Source organism: Elusimicrobia bacterium HGW-Elusimicrobia-1, assembly GCA_002841695.1.
GTDB lineage: Bacteria > Elusimicrobiota > Endomicrobiia > PHAN01 > PHAN01 > PHAN01.
Map to the genome: position 1 here is coordinate 140,392 of PHAN01000001.1, position 22,501 is coordinate 162,892.

Annotated in this window: 20 protein-coding genes; all 20 read left to right on the top strand. The window is 53.6% G+C overall.

Annotated features, from left to right (window positions below):
• The first annotated feature begins 5 nt into the window (after positions 1–5).
• The 20 genes from CVU77_00695 to CVU77_00790 all read left to right on the top strand — a co-directional run bounded on the left by CVU77_00695 (position 6) and on the right by CVU77_00790 (position 22,461).
• A complete protein-coding gene (locus tag CVU77_00695) occupies positions 6–944 on the top strand; it encodes a hypothetical protein (GenBank protein ID PKN02353.1) in 939 nt (312 codons plus the stop codon).
• The gene (locus CVU77_00700) at positions 941–1,942 is read left to right on the top strand and encodes a GDP-mannose 4,6-dehydratase (GenBank protein PKN02354.1); all 1,002 of its coding nucleotides are present in this window, start codon (positions 941–943) and stop codon (positions 1,940–1,942) included. The genes CVU77_00695 and CVU77_00700 overlap by 4 nt, the downstream gene beginning before the upstream one ends.
• Positions 1,942–2,616: a hypothetical protein gene (locus CVU77_00705; protein PKN02355.1), complete on the top strand. Its 675-nt coding sequence runs from the start codon at positions 1,942–1,944 to the stop codon at positions 2,614–2,616. Before CVU77_00700 ends, CVU77_00705 begins: the two co-directional genes overlap by 1 nt.
• Positions 2,613–3,224, top strand: coding sequence for a hypothetical protein (locus CVU77_00710; protein ID PKN02356.1), 612 nt, complete (start codon positions 2,613–2,615; stop codon positions 3,222–3,224). Before CVU77_00705 ends, CVU77_00710 begins: the two co-directional genes overlap by 4 nt.
• Positions 3,221–5,203: a hypothetical protein gene (locus tag CVU77_00715; protein ID PKN02357.1), complete on the top strand. Its 1,983-nt coding sequence runs from the start codon at positions 3,221–3,223 to the stop codon at positions 5,201–5,203. The genes CVU77_00710 and CVU77_00715 overlap by 4 nt, the downstream gene beginning before the upstream one ends.
• Entirely contained in the window at positions 5,200–6,078 is an 879-nt protein-coding gene (locus CVU77_00720) for a hypothetical protein (protein ID PKN02358.1), read from the top strand. Before CVU77_00715 ends, CVU77_00720 begins: the two co-directional genes overlap by 4 nt.
• Complete coding sequence (locus CVU77_00725) at positions 6,066–6,965, top strand: hypothetical protein (protein ID PKN02359.1); 900 nt, start codon at positions 6,066–6,068, stop codon at positions 6,963–6,965. The genes CVU77_00720 and CVU77_00725 overlap by 13 nt, the downstream gene beginning before the upstream one ends.
• Before the next feature lie 81 nt (positions 6,966–7,046).
• Positions 7,047–7,556, top strand: coding sequence for a peptidase C56 (locus tag CVU77_00730; GenBank protein ID PKN02360.1), 510 nt, complete (start codon positions 7,047–7,049; stop codon positions 7,554–7,556).
• Positions 7,553–9,289, top strand: a complete 1,737-nt coding sequence (locus CVU77_00735; protein PKN02361.1) for a hypothetical protein — start codon at positions 7,553–7,555, stop codon at positions 9,287–9,289. The genes CVU77_00730 and CVU77_00735 overlap by 4 nt, the downstream gene beginning before the upstream one ends.
• On the top strand, positions 9,286–10,854 hold the full coding sequence (locus tag CVU77_00740; protein PKN02362.1) for a hypothetical protein: 1,569 nt from the start codon (positions 9,286–9,288) through the stop codon (positions 10,852–10,854). The genes CVU77_00735 and CVU77_00740 overlap by 4 nt, the downstream gene beginning before the upstream one ends.
• Positions 10,855–10,866: 12 nt before the next feature.
• Positions 10,867–11,697 (top strand): hypothetical protein, encoded by an 831-nt coding sequence (locus CVU77_00745; GenBank protein PKN02363.1) that lies wholly within the window; start codon positions 10,867–10,869, stop codon positions 11,695–11,697.
• Positions 11,694–12,671, top strand: a complete 978-nt coding sequence (locus CVU77_00750) for a hypothetical protein (GenBank protein ID PKN02364.1) — start codon at positions 11,694–11,696, stop codon at positions 12,669–12,671. The genes CVU77_00745 and CVU77_00750 overlap by 4 nt, the downstream gene beginning before the upstream one ends.
• Entirely contained in the window at positions 12,668–13,627 is a 960-nt protein-coding gene (locus CVU77_00755) for a hypothetical protein (protein ID PKN02365.1), read from the top strand. The genes CVU77_00750 and CVU77_00755 overlap by 4 nt, the downstream gene beginning before the upstream one ends.
• Positions 13,600–14,262 (top strand): NUDIX hydrolase, encoded by a 663-nt coding sequence (locus CVU77_00760; protein PKN02366.1) that lies wholly within the window; start codon positions 13,600–13,602, stop codon positions 14,260–14,262. The genes CVU77_00755 and CVU77_00760 overlap by 28 nt, the downstream gene beginning before the upstream one ends.
• Positions 14,256–15,581, top strand: coding sequence for a hypothetical protein (locus tag CVU77_00765; GenBank protein ID PKN02367.1), 1,326 nt, complete (start codon positions 14,256–14,258; stop codon positions 15,579–15,581). The genes CVU77_00760 and CVU77_00765 overlap by 7 nt, the downstream gene beginning before the upstream one ends.
• Before the next feature lie 35 nt (positions 15,582–15,616).
• A complete protein-coding gene (locus CVU77_00770; protein PKN02368.1) occupies positions 15,617–17,023 on the top strand; it encodes a hypothetical protein in 1,407 nt (468 codons plus the stop codon).
• The gene (hemN, locus tag CVU77_00775) at positions 17,020–18,399 is read left to right on the top strand and encodes an oxygen-independent coproporphyrinogen III oxidase (GenBank protein ID PKN02369.1); all 1,380 of its coding nucleotides are present in this window, start codon (positions 17,020–17,022) and stop codon (positions 18,397–18,399) included. The genes CVU77_00770 and hemN overlap by 4 nt, the downstream gene beginning before the upstream one ends.
• Positions 18,400–18,401: 2 nt before the next feature.
• Positions 18,402–20,345 (top strand): hypothetical protein, encoded by a 1,944-nt coding sequence (locus CVU77_00780; GenBank protein ID PKN02370.1) that lies wholly within the window; start codon positions 18,402–18,404, stop codon positions 20,343–20,345.
• Positions 20,255–21,208, top strand: a complete 954-nt coding sequence (locus CVU77_00785) for a dehydrogenase (GenBank protein PKN02371.1) — start codon at positions 20,255–20,257, stop codon at positions 21,206–21,208. The genes CVU77_00780 and CVU77_00785 overlap by 91 nt, the downstream gene beginning before the upstream one ends.
• Entirely contained in the window at positions 21,205–22,461 is a 1,257-nt protein-coding gene (locus tag CVU77_00790) for a hypothetical protein (protein PKN02372.1), read from the top strand. Before CVU77_00785 ends, CVU77_00790 begins: the two co-directional genes overlap by 4 nt.
• The last annotated feature ends 40 nt before the right edge of the window (positions 22,462–22,501 follow it).

Consider the following 22,501-nt stretch of genomic DNA (forward strand, 5'->3'; position numbering starts at 1 on the left):
AAACCATGAAACTCAACATTCTTGTGACGGGCGGCGCCGGATATATCGGTTCGATTCTGGTGCCCAAACTTCTTGCTTCGGGACATAAGGTCGCCGTGCTGGATAATTTTACGTATTTGCAGGGCGAGTCGCTGGCGGCCTGCTGTGCCGACGATAATTTTTCGGTGGCGCGTGGCGATGTCCGCGATATATCCGTCGTAAAGCCGCTACTTAAAAAAGCCGACGTCGTAATTCCTCTGGCGGCTCTTGTCGGAGCCCCTCTGTGCGACCGCGACACGACCGCCGCCCGCACGGTGAATTTTGACGCGGTAAAACTTATCGCGGATTCGGTTTCCGCGTCGCAGCGCATAATTTATCCGACCACCAACAGCGGATACGGCATAGGCACCGACAAGTTCTGCACGGAAGAAACACCGCTTAATCCGGTTTCGCTCTACGGAGTCGTAAAGATGAATGCCGAAAAAGCGGTGTTGGCAAGGGAAAACTCCATAAGTTTCCGTCTGGCAACCGTGTTCGGAATGTCGCCGAGGATGCGGCTGGATCTTCTTGTCAACGATTTCGTCTACCGCGCGTACACCGACAGATTTGTGGTGGTATTTGAAGGACATTTCAGGCGCAACTACATACACATACGCGACGTCGCGGCGGCGTTCCTGCACGCCATTGAAAACTTTGAAAAAATGAAGGGGCAGCCATACAACGTCGGACTTTCGGAAGCGAACCTTTCAAAGTTGGAACTCTGCGCGAGCATAAAAAAACATCTGCCGGCTTTCGTGTATCTTGAATCGGCCGTCGGAGAAGACGTCGACAAGCGCGATTACATAGTTTCCAACGAAAAAATAGAAAGGACGGGCTTTCGCCCGACGAACTCGCTCGACGACGGTATAAAAGAGCTTATCAGGGGCTACGCTATGCTCAGGAATACGAGGTACGGCAACGTATGAACGCGAAACGCAAGTTCAAAAAAGTCCTTATCACCGGCGTCGGCGGTTCCGGCGGCAGTTACCTGGCCGATTACATAACGCAAAACCATCCGTCCGTCGAGGTTCACGGAATAGCCAGATGGCACAGCGCCCCTCCGTCGGTGAATGTCAATAAGTCCGTGTCGCCGGCCGTCGTGCACGAATGTGATCTGGCCGATTTCAGCTCGGTGTTCTCCACGTTATCGAGCGTCCGGCCCGATGCGATATTTCATCTTGCTTCGCACGCCAACGTCAGAGCGTCTTTCGTCACGCCCCTTTCCGTGCTCGACAACAACATAATGGGCACCGCCAATCTGCTTGAAGCCGCTCGGCTGGCCGGTATCGACGCGGTCATACAGATATGCAGCACATCGGAAGTTTACGGGCAGGTCGCGCCTGAAAATGTCCCCATAAAAGAGAACTGTCCGATGAATCCGTCCAGCCCGTACGCCGTTTCCAAAGTCGCGCAGGATTTGCTGGGCTTTACTTATTTCAGAAGTTACGGGATGAAGATAATCCGCACGCGCATGTTCGCCTACGTCAATCCCCGTCGGGCCGACTTGTTTGCCACGGCCTTCGCTCTTCAGGTGGCCGAAATCGAGGCAGGGCTCAGAGACGTTCTTTATCATGGAAATCTTGATTCCGTGCGCACTCTCATCGACGTAAGAGACGCCATGGAATCGTACTGGGTCGCCGCCGAGTCGTGCGATTTCGGCGAAGCGTATAACATCGGCGGAGACACCGTAATTAAAGTCGGGGAATTTCTCGACCTTCTCAAAAAGGCCGCGAAAGTTCCCATAAAAACACAGGCCGATCCGTCGCTTTTCCGTCCGGCGGACGTTACTTTACAGATACCTGACACCGGCAAGTTCGTCTCAAAAACCGGATGGCGGCCGAAGTGCTCGTTTGAGGATAGCGTAAAGTTTTTGCTCGCCGCCTGCCGCGACGCCGTATCAAGAAAGCGTGGAGCGTCCAAATAATGAAAACGACACTGGTGATGCCCGCCAGAAACGAAGAGACGACGATATCTGCCGCGCTGACGGCGGCCGCCCCGTTCGTCGACGAAATAATAGTTATCGACGGTTCGTCGACCGACGGCACCATAGCGGCGGCAGAGCGCTGCGGTGCAAAGGTCGTCCGCCAGCAAGGCCGCGGAAAGGGCGACGCCCTGCGTCTGGGGATAAAACTTGCCGGCGGCGACGTCATAGTATTCATGGACGCCGACGGAAGCCACGAGCCGTCGGACATTCCGAAACTCACGGCTCCGATAGCGTCCGGCGAGGCCGATATGGTCGTGGCTTCGCGCGCCAGGGGCGGCAGCGACGAAGTTTTTATGACCGTCGACGGAATGGTCAGGCATACCGGCGGTTACATCGCCGCGATGATCATAAACTATCGGTGGGGCTCCGGGCTTACCGAAGTCGAAAACGGCTTCCGCGCGGTGAGGACATCGGCGGTGCGGGCTATGAATCTTTCGACAAACGGTTTTGAAATCGAGCAGGAAATGGTAATAAAGGCGTTGAAAAATAAATTCAGGGTGACCGAAGCGGGTTCCCACGAGTACGCCCGCGGCGGGGGAGAATCCAAACTTCCGACACGCTCGGCGTGGAGATTTTTGGCGCACCTGATAAAAGAGCTGCTGACCGGCAAATGAAAAAAATCTCCCGGATGGAATTCGACGACTACTACTCGAATCATTTCTATAACTTTTTATTCCGATGGCTCGACCGCCGGAAACTGCGGCTTATCGCGCGCGAGCTGAAATCCATCGCGCCGCCCGTCGGAGACATACTCGATTTGGGCGCCGGCTCCGGGAAGATGGCGCGAGAACTGGCCAAAAGTTTCGGCGGCGTCGTCTGCGTCGACAAAAACCGGGCGCTTCTTGATTCCTGCATGGCCGGAGGCCTCAGGGCGGTTGAGGCGAATCTCGAAGAAGGCCTCGGGAATTTTGCCGACGGCAGCGTTTCGGCGGTGCTGGCGGCCGATGTTTTGGAACATATCGCCAATCAGAATTTTCTTCTCTCGGAGATGTCCAGAGTGCTGCGTCCCGGCGGCAAGGCGGTGATATTCACGCCTCCTTACGATGGCATCAGATGTGTCGCCGCGCTTAAACTTCATCATCTGGTCACCGGACGCTGGTCCGACCATATTTCGCCGCTGACGGCGGAGGCCTTTGCGCATAAACTCGGCGTGGCGTTTTGCGATTACAAAATAACAAAGATAAATTTCGGACTTACAATGGCCGGAGTGGGCATAAAATGAAATACGCTTCAAAGTGGGATATATACGCGATTGTTCTGGTTGCCGCGACATTTGCCGTCGGTGTAGCGGGCGCGGGCTGGGGTTTGCCGTCGAGTCGCCGCGCGGAAATCACTTTGAGCGAAAATCTGAGGACACCGGCTTTTTACGCGCGTCTCGCGAAAGTCCGCGACGACATTTACGAAAAGGCCGGGCCGAATCTGCCCGCTTACGCCGGACGGCTGTTAGTGTCGGGCGGCGGCTACGACGCTTCCGTCAATTTGGCCACTCCTCCGGAAAAAGACGGCACAATCCATCTGGTTTCAAAAGGGCGGGACATTCCGCTTGAGCTTTTGAGAGCGTACAATTCGTATCTTTTAAGAAGCGGCCATCCCGACGAGCAGGATATGCTCACCGCCATATCCAAGATGAATCCCCGCAAGTTTAAGTTCGACCCGCATTTTTACCGCTACGGCGGAAGTTATCTCTATCCTTTGGCCGGATGGTTCGGCGTCGTAGGCGCCGCGGGTTACCTGAAAATCAATCCGGACATAACTTTCTATCACGCCTCGCCCGACGACATGGGACGTTTTTATCTGCTCGGACGACTTTTTTCGCTGGTGTTCGGCGCGCTGCTCGTCTGGACGGCGTATCTTTTTGCGCGGGATTTTTACGGCCCCCGCGTCGGCTTCTTCGCGGCTTTGATTTTCGCTTCTTCTCCAATGCTGCTTGCGGAATCCAATACGATGAAGCCGCACATATACGCCGCCTTCTGGGCGATGTTGAGCGTTTACTGGATGCAAAAACTGCTGCGCTCCGACGATAAAAAGTATTTTTGGGCCGCAGGCGCCGCTCTTGGCATGGCCGCGGGAACAACGATAAATTCCTGGATATATCTGGCCTTTCTGCCTGCCGTAATTCTGGCGAAATATCACGCCCGCGGCGCCGCCTTCGCGGCGGCGGAAGCGGTCAAAAGATCCGCGCAGGTGTTGGCGGTATCCGCCGTGGTTTTTACGCTGACCAACCCGTACGTAATATTTTCGTTCGCGGATTATATGGATGAACTCAGATGGACGGCGAGTTTTCATCATTTCATTTTCAGGCCGTGGGTATTATTCACGGTGCCGTTCCGCGCGGCCTTTGGCGCTCCTCTGGCCGCGGCGGTTTTGGCGGCGCTCTTGTACGCGCTTGTTTATAAAAAAGAAACGGTCGACCGGCTGTTGTCGTATTTTTCCGCGGCATCACTTTTATTTTTGGCGGTTTCTTCGGGCGGACAGGGGGAAGCGTCGGCGTATATGCGTTATCATCTTCCGCTCCTGGCCGTGTTGTCCGCCGTTGCCGCCTCGGCTTTTTCCGACACACTGCGCATCCGCCCCGTCGTTGTCCGCGCCTCCGCTCTGGCGGTCATAGGCGCCGGTGTTTTGTGGGCGCAGTCGCTGAGGACTTTTCATGCGGTAAAATATATCAGAGCGTCGGGCGACGGCGCCTCCGCCCTGGCCGCCGGCCGATGGATTAACACACACGTGCCCCCCGGCAGTTTGGTGGGGGTAATGAAGTACGCCCCTCACGTCGATTCCACTCCGCCGTTTCGTTTCGCCGACTACAAAATAATCTCCGGGTTTGAAAGGGTCGAGAGTATAAAATCCGTCCGCGTGTTGCCGGAGTATTTTATTATGGGGAAGCCGCCGGATTTTCTTGAAATCAAGTGGAAGGATTTTTCCGAGTTTTACGACGAGACGGCCAAATTCGGCTTGAGCGGGAAAATCGGCCCGTTTGTTTTTGTCGACAAAATAACCCCCGCGGATTTTTCCGTGGCCGTATATAAATTGAGACCATTGAAAAAGTCGTCAAAATGTCACCCTGAGCGAAGCGAAGGGTCTCGCTTGTCGTCGGAAGGCGAGATTCTTCCCCCCGACAGGTCGGGGGTCAGAATGACAAATAGCGGGGTTTTTCAACGGTCTCAAATTAAGGGCAAAATCGTTTCGCGGCAAATAAATAAATGAGAAAACCCGACTACGGCATCATTCCCGACGCGGTTCGCGCGGCTTCCAAAGAACGCTCTCTGGCCATATTCAGGCGTATGTGCCTGAGCAGATATTTTGAAACCGGCATTATTGACGCGGTGGCGGATGAAACCGTTGATTACCCCGTGTATTTGTCAATGGGGCAGGAGTCGATACCGGCCGCGCTCGCCGAAGAAATCGGCGGATTTATGATATTCGCGCAGCATCGCTGTCACGCCGCGTACCTTGCTTTCGGCGGAGATCCCGCCAAACTTCGCGACGAGCTTATGGGATTGCCCACGGGCACCAGCGGAGGCCGCGCCGGTTCCAACTGCGTTCAGTGTCACTCCGGAGGATTGGAGATGTTCGGGCATCACGGGCTGATAGGCGAAAACGTTCCTCTGGCGGTGGGAGCGTCTCTGGGGAGTGGAAAACCGGCGGTTTGTTTTTTCGGCGACGGCGCCGCCGAAGAGGATTATGTTTTTGCCGCTATGGGATTTGCGGTAACGCACAAATTGCCCGTGCTTTTCGTATGCGAGGACAACAATTTATCGATATTGACGGAAATCCGCGACCGGCGGTCGTGGAGTATTACCAAAGTGGCCGCCGCTCTTTATATGCCCGCCGTGGACATTGCCGACGACCCGTGGAGCGTGGCCGCCAAGGTCGCCGGGCTTAAAAAAAATCTGCCGGCCTTTATGAATATCTATACCTGCCGCGCCCGATGGCACGTGGGCGCCGGAATAGACGGCCCGCCCGCGTGGGACAGATTCGCGCTTGTTAAAGAAGAGCTTTTGGCGCTGGGTCTGGGTAACGAAGCGGCCAAGATTGAGAACGAAGTCCGGGCGTTTATGACGGAATTATGGAAAAAATGACCGTAGCCGAAACTATCAAAAGAATAACCCGCCGGCACCTTGAGCAGGATAACGGAATGCTTCTGGGCGAGTGCATTACCGCCGTGGGCTGGGTCAACGGAACTGTCCCCGACGCCAAAAAAGGAATCGTCGAACTGCCCATGACCGACGTGGCCGGCGCCGGAATAGCCGTGGGCGCGGCTCTCGTCGGACGCAGGCCGATACTGGTGATCAGATTCCAGGATTTTCTTATGCTTAATTCCAGCCCGCTGATATTTTTCGCCGCAAAGTACAAGGAACTTCACGGACGTTCCGCGCCGATTTTTGTCAGAGCCAGCGCCGCCGAGGGCTTCGGTCCGGTTCATTCCGGAGTGCTGCATTCCATCTTTATGCATTTTCCGGGATTTCGAGTTTGCTCGCCCATGACGCCTCTTGAATATGAGGATGCCTGGCGGGATTTTATGAGCCACGACGACCCTTTTATTTGCAGCGAGCACCGTTTAAGCTATTCCAACACCGGGGAAATGCCCGATATTTTCGTCGACGGCGCCCGCGTAACATTGTATCCGGTGTCTGCGGCCAGATTCGCGGCTGTTCGCGCCGCCTCGGAGCTGCAAAAACAGGGCATACCCTGCAACGTGGCGCACATAGTGCGGCTGAAACCGTTTACCGTCGACAAACGGCTGACGGCGCCTCTGGATGCGGGTTCCGCCGGTCTGGTGATAGACCCCGGTTATGAAATAGCGGGCGCCGCCAGGAGCATAGCATACGAGTTGACGCAAAAAACCGGCGCGCGGGTAAACGCGCTGGGACTTCGCGACAAGACAAAATGTCTTTGCGAGCCGCTGCGCAACCCGGCGCCCGACGCTGAAGCCATCGTCGGGGCGGTTCATGCGATGCTCGGATAAAATATCGGCCCGCGGCAAAGCGTGTCCGTCTAAGATTCGCGGGACGCGGTCGGGACCATCAAAAATATTTCGGAGGCGGATATGAAAAAAGCCGTGATAATCACAGCGCAGAACTTTCAGGACGAGGAATTCATATACCCCTATTATCGTCTGCGGGAGGCGGGTTTTTCCGTCGATGTGGCGATAAAGGGAAAAGAAACCGTCAAAGGCAAATACGGACTGCCCTGCAAGCCCACGGTCGACACAAAAGACCTGCGCGAGTCCGACTACGATCTTGTGGTAATACCCGGCGGGCACGAAGCTCCCGACAGGGTAAGACAGGTCAGGGAAGTCCTGGACTTTGTGCGCGCTATGAACGCCAAGGGCAAAGTGATTTCCACCATTTGCCACGGCCCGTGGGTTTTAATTTCGGCGGGTGTGGTTAAAGGAAAAAAAATATCGGCATACATCGGAATCAAGGACGATGTCGTCAACGCCGGCGCCGAATATGTCGACGCTCCTGTTGTCGTCGACGGCAATATCGTTTCGTCTCCGCACTATCAATATAACGGCGACTGGATGCGCGAGACGCTGAAAAAATTCGGACTATGAACAAGAGCGACAAAATATACGTGGCCGGACACAACGGCCTTGTCGGTTCGGCGGTATGCCGCCGTCTGGCGGCCGCCGGCTTCACCGATGTCATCACGCGTTCCCGCGCGGAACTCGACCTGTGCGACCAGAACCACGTCCGCGCGTTTTTCGACAGAGAACGGCCGAAGTACGTATTTTTGGCCGCGGCCAAGGTCGGGGGTGTTTACGCAAACGACACCTATCGCGCCGATTTCATTTACGAAAATCTGATGATACAAAGCAACGTAATTCATCAGGCGTTCGTGCACGAAACGTCAAAACTCCTGTTTTTCAGCTCCGCGGATATGTATCCCAAAAACTGCCCCCAGCCGGCCAAAGAGGAGTATCTTTTCGGCGGGCCGCTTGAACCGACCTGCGAGCCGTTCGCGGTGGCGAAACTCGCCGGCGCCCAAATGTGCGAGTCGTACAACCGTCAATACGGAACGGATTTTACGGTGGCGATCGCCCCCAATGTCTATGGACCGCATCAACGCTACGACTCTCTTAACGCGCAGGTGGTTCCCTCTCTGTTAAAGAAATTCTACGAGGCGAAAGCGTCCTCCTCGGACGAAGTTGTCATTTGGGGCGCCGGCGGCGCTCAGAGAGATTTTCTGTATTCCGACGATCTGGCCGACGCGGCGATATTTATTATGAAGGAAAGCGGCGCTCCTGATTTTTTTAATGTAGGCACGGGAAGCGGTTATACCATTGCCCAAGTGGCCGAGGCGATAAAAAAAGCCGTGGGATACGGCGGCAGAATTGTTTTTGACAAAACCAAGCCGGAAGGGGCGGTCAGGAAACTTTTGGATGTATCAAAGATTACGGATCTCGGATGGAAAGCCGGCGCTTCGCTGGAAGCCGGCCTTGCGGCGACTTACGATTCTTTCGTCGGGGAAATGAGCAGAAAAGAAGCCCGCGTCAGCATAGTGTGCAATATTTCCCTTAACCGAAAAGATTCGCAGGCGCTTAAAAAAATCCAAAAGGGGCGCGGGATTCCGTCGTCGGAAGCCGTTGAACAGGATTTCAGGAACAAGATAGTCATAAAGCCGTGGGGCCACGAATTTCTGGTTTTTGAAAACGAGGAGACATCGGTATGGTTTCTGCATCTTAAAAAAGGGCATTCCACGTCGATGCACTGCCATCCCGGCAAAAACACATCGCTGATAATTCTTTCCGGTAAAGCCATGAGCAGCACTTTTGAGTCGAGAAATTACCTCAAAGGCGGCGACGCCATAATAATAGAGAAAGGCGTATTCCACTTTACCAAAGTTCTTTCGGACGACGGATTGTGTATGTTTGAGATAGAATCTCCGCCGCTCAAGACCGACCTTGTGCGTCTTGAAGACCGCTACGGACGGGCCGAATTGGGATACGAGAGCGAGGCCGCTTCGTCGCCGGAGCGTCTTAGGGAATACGGTTATTTTCATTTTGAAGATACGCCGCCGCAAAAACGTTTCGCCCATGCCGACGACAGATTTACCGCCGAGTTTGAAGTATTTGCCGATGCGAAAGATTTTCAGGACCATTTCAAGATAGACGACCTCGGCTGTCTCTACACTTCCTGCCGCGGCAATATTGTCGGCGCCGACGGCAAGACGCTTTTGGCGTCCGGCGGAACCCAGAAGGCCGACGTTCTTTTTAACGCGGGAAATATGAGCGTTACGGGGCGCACTGTAATTCTTAAGACCTCCACACGGGACAGACAACTGTGAAAAAAACCGCGCCCGCGCCGGCGGAAAATTACGCTTTTATAATGTCGCCGTCGGACAATGTCGCCGTAGCCGGAAAGGATATTCCGGCGGGGACGGCTATGTCCTTCGGCTCCCGATGTTTTTCCGCGCGGCGCCGCGTTCCGTCGGGCGCGGTATTCGCGCTGTCCGACATCGGCCGCCGCGAAGCCGTTACGCAGTACGGGTACCCGTTCGGCGTGTCGTCGGGCATAAAGGCCGGCGAAGTAGTTGCCGCCGGCGACGTCCTGTCGTCGGACGCGGACATCAAAAAGGAAGCCGCGCGAGCCATCGGCGCTTTGGCGGGCCGACGTCATAAAACTGCGCCGCGGGCGGCAAGGCCGTCGCCGCTTTCGTTTGAAGGTTACAAGAGGCCCGGCGGCGCGGCGGGCACAAGAAACTACTATCTGGTGATTCCCGCGTCTATGTGCGCGGCCGACGTCGCATCCAGAATAGCGCTCGCCGCCGACGAAAGGACATCGGGCGCGGCGCGCCTCGACGGTGTTGTCGCAGCCGCTCACACCGAGGGCTGCGGCTCAAGCGACGGAATCATCATAGAGCGGCTGCTATCCACGCTTAAAAATACGGCGCTTCACCCGAATGTGGGCGGCGTTCTGATAGTGGAGCTTGGCTGCGAAAAAACGAACTTCAAGGATTATCGCGGTTTCTGGCGGTCGCTTATCGGTCACGGAAAACCCGTGGATTTTTTAAGCGTGCAGCGACTCGGCGGAACTTCGGGGGCCGTCGCGGCGGGATTAAAGATCGTCCGCAAACGTGTCGGACATATCTCGGCGGCGCGCAGGACACAATTGCCGCTTTCGTATCTGGTCGCGGGAACCGAATGCGGCGCGTCTGACGCTTTTTCGGGCGTGACGGCCAACCCGCTCATAGGCAAGGCCGTCGACGGGATAATAAGTCGCGGCGGTTCGGCTATTCTATCTGAAACGCCGGAGATGATAGGAGCGGAAAAATATCTTATGAGCCGTATGGCTTCCGCCGCCGTAGTGCGCAAGTTCGTCGGCGGAATGGAATATTACACTTCGCTGGCGCGGAAACTGGGCGTGTCGCTTTCGGGAAATTTTGTGCCGGGCAATATAGCCGGCGGGCTGATAAATCCGTCGGTGAAAAGTTTGGGAGCGGTGCAAAAAGGCGGATCGTCGACGGTGCGCGATTGCCTTGATTACGCGGAGCGCATAAAGAAAAAAGGTCTCAATATTATGACCGGTCCGGGAAACGATCTCGAATCGCTCACCGGTATGGCGGCTTCCGGCGCCAACATTTTCCTTTTTTCGACGGGGATGGGAGCCACGGAGGGACATATAACCGTTCCGTCGATAAGAATTACTTCCCGCACCGAGGTCTTCCGGAACCTTCGCGGCGATATGGATTTCGACGCGGGACGTCTTGCCGGCGGAAAAATATCGCCGGACGCGCTGGCCGCGGAGTTGTTGGATATGACTATATCCGTGGCTTCGGGCAAAAAAACGCGTTCAGAGCTGCTGAAAAAAAGAAGCTTTCAAATCTGGAGCGCCGGCAAACTGTCTCTTTAAAAGTTGTGTCAATTGAAAAACCATCTTTTCCCCCGTATGTCATTCCCGAATGTTTTTATCCCCGATAAAGACATTCGGGGACGAATCCACACTACGACGGAAACTCTGGATTCCCGCTTTCGCGGGAATGACGTGATAAGGGTTTTTCAATTGACTCAAGTTATGAAGACGATACAAAAAAGATACGACGCGGTTCTTTTCGATTTCGACGGAGTTATAGGGCGCACCATGTCGGATAATTACAGGGCGTGGAAGGGCGCTATGGCGTCGCGCGGCATACGGCTGGGAAGAACCGAATATCTGCTTTTGGAAGGAATGAGCGTTCGCGCGATTGCGGAGCATTTTCTTAAACTTCACCGCTCGGCCTTATCCGGCATCGACGGTCTGGCGCGTCTTAAAGAAAAACTTTATGCTTTGTCGGGTAAAAATATATCGATGTATCCCGGCGCTTTGCGGCTCGCCGGCGAGATTAAAAAGTCCGGCTATAAGCTCGGACTTGTCACGGGCGGCGGCGCGACCCGGATAGCGCGCGCTCTCGGAAAAAACGCGGCGCTCTTCGGCGCGATAGTAACCGCCGACGATGTCAAAAAGTGCAAACCGCATCCGGATCCTTATCTGGCAGCCGCCAAAATACTTTCGGTAAAACCATCGCGGTGTATCGCCGTGGAAAACGCTCCGCTGGGCATAGAGTCCGCGAAGCGTGCCGGAATGTTTTGCGTGGCGGTGACTTCGACTCTTGCCGGACGGTATTTGTCGGGCGCCGACGCTCTCATAGACGACGTGCGAAAACTCCGGCATATACTATCCGGCCCGAACGAATTTAAAAAAGGAAAACAAACATGAATCTCGACGGCAAGAAAATTTTCGTGGCGGGCGCGACCGGCTCCGTCGGTTCGGCCGTAATCCGCCATATTCTGGATACTTTTCCGTCGGCCGTCGTGCGCGCGTCTTGCAGAAAGACCGAGCCGTTTATAAAAGACGACCGTGTGGAATACACGCCCGCCGACCTCAGGGTTCTCGACGACTGCCGACGCGCCGCCTCCGGCTGCGATTGCGCCGTTATGGCCGCCTCCCACTCGGGCGGCTCCAAAGTTATGAGCAGCACGCCGCAGGATTTCGTCGAGGATAACACGGTTATGAACACCATGCTGTTCGAGGCGTTTTTCAGGGAGGGTGTCAAACGCGCGGTCTACATAGGCACGGCTACCGTCTATCAGGAGTCCGAAGGTTACATAAGCGAGGAGCAACTCGATATGAACACGGATCCGCACCCGTCGCATTTCGGCGTGGCGTGGGTTTCCAGATTTATCGAGAAACTCGGTCTGTTCTGGCATCGCCGGTCGGGAATCGAAGTAATAAATATCCGCGCGGCAAATATCTTCGGGCCGTATTCGAGTTTTAATCCGGAATCGTCGTATTTTATTCCGGCCATAATAAGAAAAGCCGCCTCAAAAATGGACCCTTTCGAGGTGTGGGGCTCTCCGGACGTTACAAGAGACGTAATATACTCGGCGGATTTTGCCGGCGCCGTGACCGAGCTTCTTAAAAAAGACGATATCAAGTTCGATGTGTTTAACGTCGGTTCGGGCGTTAAAACTACCGTCGGAGACGTAGTAAATTTCGCCCTGAAGCACACCGGCCATAAACCGTCAAAAATACACTACGATACGGGCAAACCTTCGGTCACCAAGTTCAGAGCGCTGGATATTTCCAAAATCAGCCGAATGACGTCCTGGCGTCCGGCGTTCAGTGTGGAAGAAGGGATCAAAAACACCGCCGCGTGGTGGGCGGACAACAAGGATTCGTGGACAAAATGAAAAAAAAGATTCTTGTTTGCGGCGCTTCCGGATTCATAGGAAGAAACGTCGCCGAGTATTTTGCGTCCCTCGGCGACAAATACGAAGTGCGGGGCACATATTTGAAATCTCCACCACCCGACGACTCCCGCATAGAAAAAGTGAAAGCCGACCTGACCGATAAAAACGACGTCGCCCGCGTTATGGACGGCGTCGACATAGTGATACAGGCGGCCGCCACGACGTCGGGAGCCAAAGATATCGTCGGTAAACCGTATTATCATGTCACGGACAACACGGTTATGAACGCGCTGATATTCCGCGAGGTGTTCGAGCGCAAAATCCCGCGAGTGGTTTTCTTCAGCTGCACCGTAATGTATCATTCGAGCGACACGCCGCTCAAGGAAACGGATTACGACCCTTCGCGGCCGATTTATCCCGCTTATTTCGGCGGGGCGTGGATGAAACTTTACAATGAAAAGATGTGCGAGTTTTACGCGGGCATAAGCGATACGCGCTACACCGTAATAAGACATTCTAATATTTACGGGCCCCACGATAAGTACGATTTGGATCGTTCGCACGTTTTCGGCGCCACGGTGACCAAAGTAATGGCCGCGCCCGACGGCGGGAACATTGCGGTGTGGGGCGACGGTTCCGAAGCCCGCGACCTTCTCTACGTTTCGGACATCGTTTCGTTCGTGGAAGCCGCGCTGGAAAAACAGGAATCGAAATTCGAGATTTTCAACGCCGGCGGCTCGAAAGCCGTCAGCGTTAAAGAGATTGTTTCTGAAATCATCGCTCATTCGGGAAAGAAAATCGGCGTTACGCACGATTTGAGCAAGCCCGCCATAAAAACGAATCTGTGCCTCGACACATCGAAGGCGCGCGGTATGCTGGGATGGCATCCCAAAGTTTCTCTCGACGAAGGCATTAAAAAAACTCTGGCATGGCACAAAAAAAAGTTCGGAAAATGACTATCGCAAAACTTTCAAACAGGCGTATAAAACGCGCGGGGCGCAAGCCGCCGCCGGCCGGCGCCGCGTGGAAAATTCTTTCGGAAAAAAAGCTTTTTGAAACGCCCGATGCCCGCGTATCGGTCTTTGTGCAGAAAGTCCGCCTGCCCGACGGAAGGGTCGTGGACGATTATTATCAGGTAAAGTTTCCCGAAGCCGCCGTGATAGTGGCGCGCACCAAAGCCGGCAAAATTATTTTTTTAAAGCAGTACTTGCACGGTTTCAGACAAAGCGGGACCGTGCTTCCGGCCGGACAGGTTGCGCCGGGAGAGCCGCCCCGTCGGGCGGCCGAGCGTGAATTAATGGAAGAGACGGGTTACACGTCCCGACGCTGGACGTCGATGGGAAGCATAGTCCCGCACACCAACCAGGGCTGCGGAAGGGTTTATTTTTTCTTCGCCGACGGCGCGGAGCCCGTCGCGCGTCCCTGTTCGGGCGATCTGGAAGTTGCGCAGGTGATATTTATGCGTCCTGACGAAATTCTTGCCGCGCTTCGCGGAGGCCGCGCGAAAATGTCCATGGGAACCATAACCGCGCTGGTTCTTGCCGGCGCGCTCGGCGGAACAGTTTCAAAGAAAGGCCGGAATATATGCTGAAAATAGGATTTATATTTCCCAGCAGCGATTATCTGCACGACCCTTTTCGCGGCGACCCGCACACTCATTTTCAGATTCTTACGGTTTTACAGAAGGAACTGGGGTCGTCGGTAAAAGCATCTCTGATAGACCTTCGGGGCATAGATAAAAAGTTCGCGCTGTATCATATACCCGAATGCGATATTTATCTTCATTCGGTTTACACGCTTGATTTCCGGGAGCAAAAAAGCATTGTCTCCGCGCTGCGCGGCCGGTATCCGTCGGCCAAACATATCGCCGGCGGACCTCACGCGGCGGTCTTTCAGGAAGAGTGTCTTAAAATATTCGATTCGCTCATAATCGGGGACGGCGAAGATACGGTCGTGAAAGCGGCGCGGGACGTAATGTCGTCGACGCTGAAGAAAAAATATGCGCAGGAAATCCCCGTGGACATTAATCTTTATCCGTACCCGAAGAGACATTTCCTTCCGGAGTCGGCGGTGGCAAGGAAGGGTCTGCTTACGCTTAAAGACGACCGTTCGCTCGATGAACTGTTAACGACGACCGTTATATTCAGCCGCGGTTGTCCGTATAACTGTTATTTTTGCGCCATGCCCGCGCTGAAAAAATACAGCCCCGGCATAAGGTTCAAAAAACCCGAACTTGTGGCCGAAGAAATCGAATATCTTAAGAGGGAGTACGCAATAGGCGGTATCAGTTTGCTCGACGAACTTTCGTTTCCGACCGCGCCCGGCAAGGCATTGCCCTATATCGAAGCCATAGGCCGCACGGGTATAAAATGGAAAGCCCAGTGCCGCGTCGACGGAGTAACGCCCGAAATCGCCCGCGCCTTGCGCGCCGCGGGATGCGTTATAATGTGTCTGGGCATAGAAAGCGTGTGGCAGGATTCTCTCGACAGAATAAACAAAAAAATAAACATAAAAAAAACAATGGAGTCCATACGCCTGCTCAAAGAAAACGGAATCGAGACCAGGGTTTATATGATAATGGGGCTTCCGGGCGAGCCCGATGATATTGTGGATCGCACGTGGAATTTCATCAAAGAAACTTCGCCGGATCTGGTGTATATGTGTCTTTTGACGGTACGGCCCGGCACAAGGATGTACGAAAACCCGTCGGAGTTCGGATTTAAGTGCGTAACCACCGACTGGGACAGGACAATGCATCTGTTCGGAAGATACGAGGACGAAAAACCCACACTGACGTTTGAATACGACGAAACTACACCATGGGGCAAAGGCATGAGCGCCGAAAAAATCACGGCGAATTATGTTGAGCTGCAGAGACGTCTGGTTGAAGCCGGCCTTGCGCGAAGATAGACGACAGACGGCTATCCGCCGGTAAATATAAATTAATGAAAATACTTCTTATCCATCCTCCGGTTCCGCTGAGCTACTATAACAGGGAGTTCTATCCTCCGTCGGGGCTTATGTATTTGGCATCGTCTCTTATCAAGAACGGAGACGAAGTCGCGATACTTGACCTCAGGACGTTTCAGAAGAACGGCGAGCCGCAAAATTCCGACGAGTTCAGAAAGCATTATGGCAATATCATAATCGAACGCGCCTCGTCTTTCAAGCCGGATATATTCGGAATGGGTTGTCTTTATTCGGGGCAGTTTCCGGACGTGCTGGCGTTTTCCGAGACGATAAAACTCCGCTTTCCCTCCGCGCCCGTCGTCGCGGGCGGCATACATCCGACCATCTATCCGGAGGAAATAATATCCGAATGTCCTTCGATTGACTATCTGATTCTGGGGGAGGGGGAGGAAAGTTTCAGGGATTTGGTAAACGCCCTGAAAGCCGGCCGGCCCGGCGACATAGAAAAAATCGACGGATGCGCTTATCGCAAAGACGGCCGCGGCGCGGTAAATCCCAAGACACGTTTTATCGACGATCTTGACGCCCTTGCGTTTCCGGCTTACGACCTTATCGACATCAGGGACTATTACGTCGACACTTCGGCCTGGCTCAATCCCAAAAATCTGCCCATAAAAACTTCTCTGCCGATAATAACGAGCAGGAGTTGTCCAAACAGGTGTCCCTTCTGCTCCATGTACAAGGCCATGGGACCCCGCTGGAGAGCGCGCACTCCGGCGAATGTGGTCGACGAAATAGAATATCTCTACAAAAAATACGATCACAGACATTTCTCTTTTATGGACGACAATATGACGTTCAAAAAATCGCACATGATGGAGATTTGCCGTCAGATACTTTCCCGCGGAATGGACATCGAATTTGAGACGCCCAACGGGCTGGCGATAAACTCCCTCGACGAAGAACTGCTGAACGCGATGGTCTCGGCCGGCCTTACCAGGATTTCGCTGGCGATAGAGAGCGGATCCGATTATATCCGCAACGAAGTAATGAAAAAAAATCTCAGCCACGAAAAAATATTCGAAATAATCCGCCTGACCGGCAAACATAAGCATCTCTACGTCAGAGTTTTCTTCGTGATAGGTATGCCCGAAGAGACCCGCCAATCGTTGGACGAGACGTACGAAATGATAAAAGAAATCGACGCTGACAGGGTATACATACACAATCTGGTGCCTTTTCCGGGCACGAGGGTGTTCGAGCAGGCCGTAAGAGACAATCTGCTCATCGACGTAGATACCACGGCGATGTACCGTTCCGATGCGTTGTTCATCACGAATTTCGACAGATTTTTCATTAAGCCCTACGGGTTGACCGTCGATGAACTGCGCGATTTTAGAAAACGTTGCGACGCGCTGTTGGCCGCAAGAGCCAAGAAATGACCAATAAACTCTCGTCTCTCGATCCCGCCGTTATAAACAAATACGGCGTTTACGCGTTCGACTATATCGAGTATCCGCACAAGAGTTTCTGGTCGAATGATTTCGGCGACGCGGCTTTTCGCGGCGCTCTGGTCGAAAGCTTCCCGCGCGGAGGCGGCGCCTCGACGGCGCTTTACGTCCACATACCATTTTGCCCGCAAAAATGTTCTTTCTGCATTTGCCACGCCGATGTCACTTCCGACCACGGTCGCATCCGCAGATACCTTACGGATTCGCTCTATCCGGAATTAAAATTGCTTTCGGATTTCATATCGGATTGCGGTCTCGCTCCGGGTATCCGCGAAATCTATGTGGGCGGCGGTTCGCCGACGATGCTGGAAGAAAAAGATTTCGAGGGGCTGCTGGAGCGCATAAGGCCGCTGGCCCCGCCGGAAAATATCGCGGATTTCAACATAGAAGTCGACCCGCGCCGCGTGCCGCCCGAAAGAATGAGCTTCTACATATCCAGAGGCGTCAACAGAATGTCGTTCGGCATACAGGATTTCGACCCCGCCGTTCAAAGAGCGGTCAACAGAATCCAGCCGCCCGGACTTATAGAAAAACTCCTGACGCCCGACGTCAGGGCAAAACTTGAAAGTATTAACTTCGATGTGCTTTGCGGGCTGCCCGGCCAAACGGAAGCCGGCATAGTCGTCACGATGAAAAAAGTGGTCGAACTTTCGCCGGACAGAATATCGTTCGCTTTTATGCACTACGCGCCGAAGAACGCGAAACATCAGTTGATGATGAAAGTCGAAGATATTCCGGATTTTTTCACAAAGAGAAAACTTTTCGCCGCCGCGATCGAAGTCATTGAGGACGCCGGATACGTTCGCACCGGCTTTGAGCATTTCGCAAAAGCCCACGACGCCGTGGCTATGGCCGTCGCCGCGGGCCGCGCCACTTATAATTCTCTGGGCGCCACGAGCGGGCGCAGCGCGGATATGCTGGGCGTGGGACGCCACAGTTACAGCGCCGTCGGCGATTATTATTTTCAAAACGTTTATGAGCAGGAAAAATACGAGTCGGAGTTAAGGTTGTCGAAATTTCCCAAGTTCAGAGGATTCCGTCTTAACGCCGACGATAAAATCAGAAGAAACGTAATAAAAAATCTGCGGACATATTTTTATATCGATATCGCCGAGGAAGAAAAAAATTCGGGCGTTGATTTCGCAAGATACTTCGCAAAGGAACTCGCCGAACTTGGCGGATTCGCTTCGGACGGACTTCTTGAAATGTCTCCGGGCAGAATTACATTGAGCGAAATCGGCAAATATTTCGCGCCGCAGGTGTGCCGCGTATTCGACAAATACGCCGCCTCCGGCGTCGACAAATAATTATGGCCAAATACAAAGTCGCCCTGGCGCAAATCAGCAACAGCTTTTCCGGCCAGAATTATCTGCCCTATTCGGCGGGTATTCTGGCGGCTTACGCCAAAAAATATATTTCCGACGCCGCTAAGTACGAATTTTCCATACCTCTTTATAAACGAATGCCCGTGGCGCCGGCGGTTGATTCTTTTCGGACGGCAGATCTGGTTTTTTTCAGCGCGTATACGTGGAACATAAATCTATCCCTTGCCATAGCCGAAAAGCTCAAGTCCGTCCGCAAACAAACTCTTATAGTTTTCGGCGGGCCGGAAGTCCCCGAGCGCGGGGCGGCGGAATTTCTTAAAAAAAATCCTTTCATCGATCTTCTTGTTTTCGGCGAGGGAGAAAGGCCGTTTTTGAAAATACTTGAAACTTACCCCGTCATGGACTTCGCCGATGTCCCGTCGACGGGGTATTATTCGGGCGGCCGGTACACCGCGATGCCGAAATGCCCCAGAATAGGCGACCTCGGCGAGATACCGTCGCCTTATATTTCCGGAGCTTTCGATGATCTTATGAGGGCAAATCCGTCGGAAAACTGGGTCGCTTTGTGGGAGACCAACAGAGGATGTCCGTTCTCCTGCTCCTATTGCGTTTGGGGCGCCTACGATCAGAATAAAGTTTATTTCCGCGATATCCGGGAGTTGAAGGAAGAGATGGACTGGTTCTCGAAAAATAAAATAGAGTTTATTTTCTGCTGCGACGCCAATTTCGGCATCGCCGCCAGGGACATGGATATTGTCCGGATGGCCGCGGAAAACAAGGAGAAATACGGTTATCCGCGGGCGTTTTCCGTGCAGAATACGAAAAACTCCACGACCAGGATTTTCGACATATACCGCGCCATGTCCGGGGCGGGACTCAATAAAGGAGTTTCACTGGCGCTGCAGTCGGTTAATCCGGCGACTCTCGAAAGCGTGCGCCGCAAGAATATCTCGACGGAAACTTTTTACGAGCTCCAGACGATATTCAATCGCGCCGGCATAGAAAGTTTTACCGATGTCATACTGCCGCTGCCTTTGGAAACTTACGACACTTTTTCAAGCGGCGTGGCGGCGATTATCGCCAACGGCCAGCACGGCAGGATACAATTCAATAATCTCTCGGTTCTGACCAACTCCGAAATGGACGACCCCGAATACCAAAAAAAATACGGAATCGAAACTGTCGGTGTCAAGCTGGTCAATATACACGGAAGTATTGTCGACGATGAAATCGCCGAAACGCAAAAACTCGTCATTGCCACGTCGTCCATGCCGCCGCGGGATTGGGCGCGCGCCAGGGTTTTTGCGTGGATGACGGCTTTTCTGTACTTCAACAAAACCTTGCAGGTTCCGATGGCCGTTCTTAATAACGTCTACGGAACCGGCCATCGCGAAACAATAGAAAAATTTCTCGCCGTCGGCGGGGAATATCCGATAATATACGCGCTGAAAGAGAAATTTTTCCTGAAAGCCGAAGCCATTCAGAAGGGTGAATCTGAATTTTGCGAATCAACCGAGTGGCTCAATATATGGTGGCCCGCCGACGAGTTGGCATTTGTGGAACTTTGCGCCGGCGGTAATTTGGAGGGCTTTTACGCGGAGGCCGAAGCGCTTCTGGGCGATTTAATGAAATCGCGCGGCGACGCCGGCTTCGAGACGATTTTGGCGGAAAGCGTTCTGCTCAACAAGAATCTGATAAAAATGCCGTTTAATAAAACCGGCCTGGATTTAAAACTTTCGTACAATGTCCGGGAGATTTACGCCTCGGCGCTCGCCGGCGGAAAGACATCGCCGCGGAAGGGCGATTTTCGCTGTCGCGTGGACAGAACAAGCGCCGGATGGACTTCGTGGGAGGATTGGTGCCGCGAAGTCGTTTGGTACGGCAACAAAAGAGGAGCGTACCTTTATTCATGCAAGGACATCGACTGAAAAATAAAGTAGCCGTCATAACAGGCGGCGCCGGGGGCATCGGCCGCCTCGTCGCGAAATATTTCCTCGACGAAGGCGCGTCGGTTGTCGCTGCCGATATAAACCGGCGGGCGCTCGCGGCCGTCGGTAAAGAATTCGCCGGAGCTTACGGGGGAAAGTTCGCCGCCGTTAAAACCGACGTTACCCGAAAGGCGGATGTCGCGCGTTTGGCCTTCGCTGTCCATAAAAAGTTCGGTCCGGCTGACATACTCGTAAACGCCTCCGCCGTCCAGAAGCCCATCGGACCCGTAAAAGACACTGACGCGCGCGCGTGGCAATCGACGCTGGTTACCAACGTAATGGGTACCGTCATCTGCTGTAAACATTTTTTACCGTCGATGATTTCGCGGCGGAGCGGCAAGATAATCAATTTTTCCGGAGGCGGCGCGACATTCCCGCGGGTGAATTTTTCCGCCTACGCCTGCTCCAAAGCGGCGATAGTGCGATTTACGGAAATCCTCGCCGAGGAAGTCGGGCCGCACGGCGTAGAAGTCAACGCCGTGTCGCCGGGGCCGGTTTACACCGGAATGCTCGAAGATATTATCCGCGCGGGAAAAAAATCCGGCGCCTCCGATTTAGCGGCCGCGCTCAATATTAAAAAAATGCGGCGGAAAGACGCGTACTCGGGCAAATCCTCCGCGTTGTTGTCGGTTTTTCTGGCCTCCGACCGGTCGGACGGCATTACGGGAAAATTAATCAGCGCCGTATGGGACGACTGGAAGAATTTGCCGCGGCGTAAGGCCGGACTTGCGAAGTCCGCTCTCTACACTCTGCGCCGCGTCGACGGAGTAAATATAAAAGAGGCCCGCCGCGGCCGACGTTGAACGCGCCGCCGGATATAATGGAAAATCTGAAAGTATTGATTATCGCGCATGTCGCAGGCGGCGGATACGTGCGCACCACCGATAATTTTGTGCGCACGGCCGGAGGTCTCGGAGCTCTTTTTATTAACCACACCGAAGTTTATCGCGAGCGTGGATTCCGCGGGACAAAAGAGTATATCGAGGGTTTTATCGGGGATAATAAGGTCAACTGCGTTATATACATGCCCAGCACCTTTGAATTTTATTTCGACGTCGGTTTCTTCGAGCATATCAGAAAAACCTGTTTTACCGTTATGGTTGCCGGCGAAATAGAGACCGATTACGAGTCGCGCACGGCCTATTACGCCCAGGCGATGGATTTGGTGCTTCTTCCGAACTTCACTTCGGTCGCGGCCCTCGGCCAGATAGGCGTCGATTCGATGCCGTATTGGGGCTGGTATTCCCCCGATAATTACGCTTCCTCCGCACCTTCGACCAAGACCATCGACGTTTCTTTTCTGGGGCAGTTAAAGGAAAAACACGGCAGACAGGCCCTGATAAACCACCTGGTTTCTGACGGTATCAAGGTCGAAACATTCGGGCCCGATTCCCCCGGCGGCGTTATAACGCAAGAGGATAAAATACGGATTTACAAAGAGACAAAAATCAACCTGAATCTCGCCGGTGTAAACAGAAAGACACGGCTTACGGGTTCCCGTGGAATACATCGCCGCGCGAAGCAGTTTAAGACAAATCTTTTCGAGGCCGCATTTTGCGGCGGCTTCGTGCTTTCCGAATACGTGCCCGGCACGGAAAATCTTTTTGAAATAGGAAAGGAAATAGACGTTTTCCGCGATAAGCCGGAATTGTCGCGTAAGGTAAAATATTATCTGTCTCACGACGAAGAAAGGGAAGCTATGGCCGCAAGCGCGCGCGTTCGCGCCCTGAAAGAAAGAAAATTCAACGTGGCGAACGCGGTGTCAGATTTATTCGAGACCCTCGATGGATTGAGAAAAAAGAAAAAATACGAGCCGTCCGCGATATATCTGGATCCGGAATTTCTCACCAACTACACGACTTACAGATTATGGCCCATAGCCGGTTTCATAAAGTCCGGCAAGTGGATGCACGCGCTGGAAGAATTAAAAATTATCGCCGGGCGTCCGATTCTCGACCTTTATCAGATAAGAATATTTTTGATAGAAGAAATACTCGACAAGTTTCCGGCCGTAAAGACGCTGATGAAAAAAATATTCGAACGTAGCGGAAAATGACGCGCGTTTGCAAATATTTTGCCTCTGTCGGCTGAATCCG

Excerpts from the sequence above, each read along its gene's own strand:
- CVU77_00695 (PKN02353.1), top strand. The coding sequence starts at position 6 with ATGAAACTCAACATTCTTGTGACGGGCGGCGCCGGATATATCGGTTCG.
- CVU77_00700 (PKN02354.1), top strand. The coding sequence starts at position 941 with ATGAACGCGAAACGCAAGTTCAAAAAAGTCCTTATCACCGGCGTCGGC.
- CVU77_00705 (PKN02355.1), top strand. The coding sequence starts at position 1,942 with ATGAAAACGACACTGGTGATGCCCGCCAGAAACGAAGAGACGACGATA.
- CVU77_00710 (PKN02356.1), top strand. The coding sequence starts at position 2,613 with ATGAAAAAAATCTCCCGGATGGAATTCGACGACTACTACTCGAATCAT.
- CVU77_00715 (PKN02357.1), top strand. The coding sequence starts at position 3,221 with ATGAAATACGCTTCAAAGTGGGATATATACGCGATTGTTCTGGTTGCC.
- CVU77_00720 (PKN02358.1), top strand. The coding sequence starts at position 5,200 with ATGAGAAAACCCGACTACGGCATCATTCCCGACGCGGTTCGCGCGGCT.
- CVU77_00725 (PKN02359.1), top strand. The coding sequence starts at position 6,066 with ATGGAAAAAATGACCGTAGCCGAAACTATCAAAAGAATAACCCGCCGG.
- CVU77_00730 (PKN02360.1), top strand. The coding sequence starts at position 7,047 with ATGAAAAAAGCCGTGATAATCACAGCGCAGAACTTTCAGGACGAGGAA.
- CVU77_00735 (PKN02361.1), top strand. The coding sequence starts at position 7,553 with ATGAACAAGAGCGACAAAATATACGTGGCCGGACACAACGGCCTTGTC.
- CVU77_00750 (PKN02364.1), top strand. The coding sequence starts at position 11,694 with ATGAATCTCGACGGCAAGAAAATTTTCGTGGCGGGCGCGACCGGCTCC.
- CVU77_00755 (PKN02365.1), top strand. The coding sequence starts at position 12,668 with ATGAAAAAAAAGATTCTTGTTTGCGGCGCTTCCGGATTCATAGGAAGA.
- CVU77_00760 (PKN02366.1), top strand. The coding sequence starts at position 13,600 with ATGGCACAAAAAAAAGTTCGGAAAATGACTATCGCAAAACTTTCAAAC.
- CVU77_00765 (PKN02367.1), top strand. The coding sequence starts at position 14,256 with ATGCTGAAAATAGGATTTATATTTCCCAGCAGCGATTATCTGCACGAC.
- CVU77_00770 (PKN02368.1), top strand. The coding sequence starts at position 15,617 with ATGAAAATACTTCTTATCCATCCTCCGGTTCCGCTGAGCTACTATAAC.
- hemN (PKN02369.1), top strand. The coding sequence starts at position 17,020 with ATGACCAATAAACTCTCGTCTCTCGATCCCGCCGTTATAAACAAATAC.
- CVU77_00780 (PKN02370.1), top strand. The coding sequence starts at position 18,402 with ATGGCCAAATACAAAGTCGCCCTGGCGCAAATCAGCAACAGCTTTTCC.
- CVU77_00785 (PKN02371.1), top strand. The coding sequence starts at position 20,255 with ATGGACTTCGTGGGAGGATTGGTGCCGCGAAGTCGTTTGGTACGGCAA.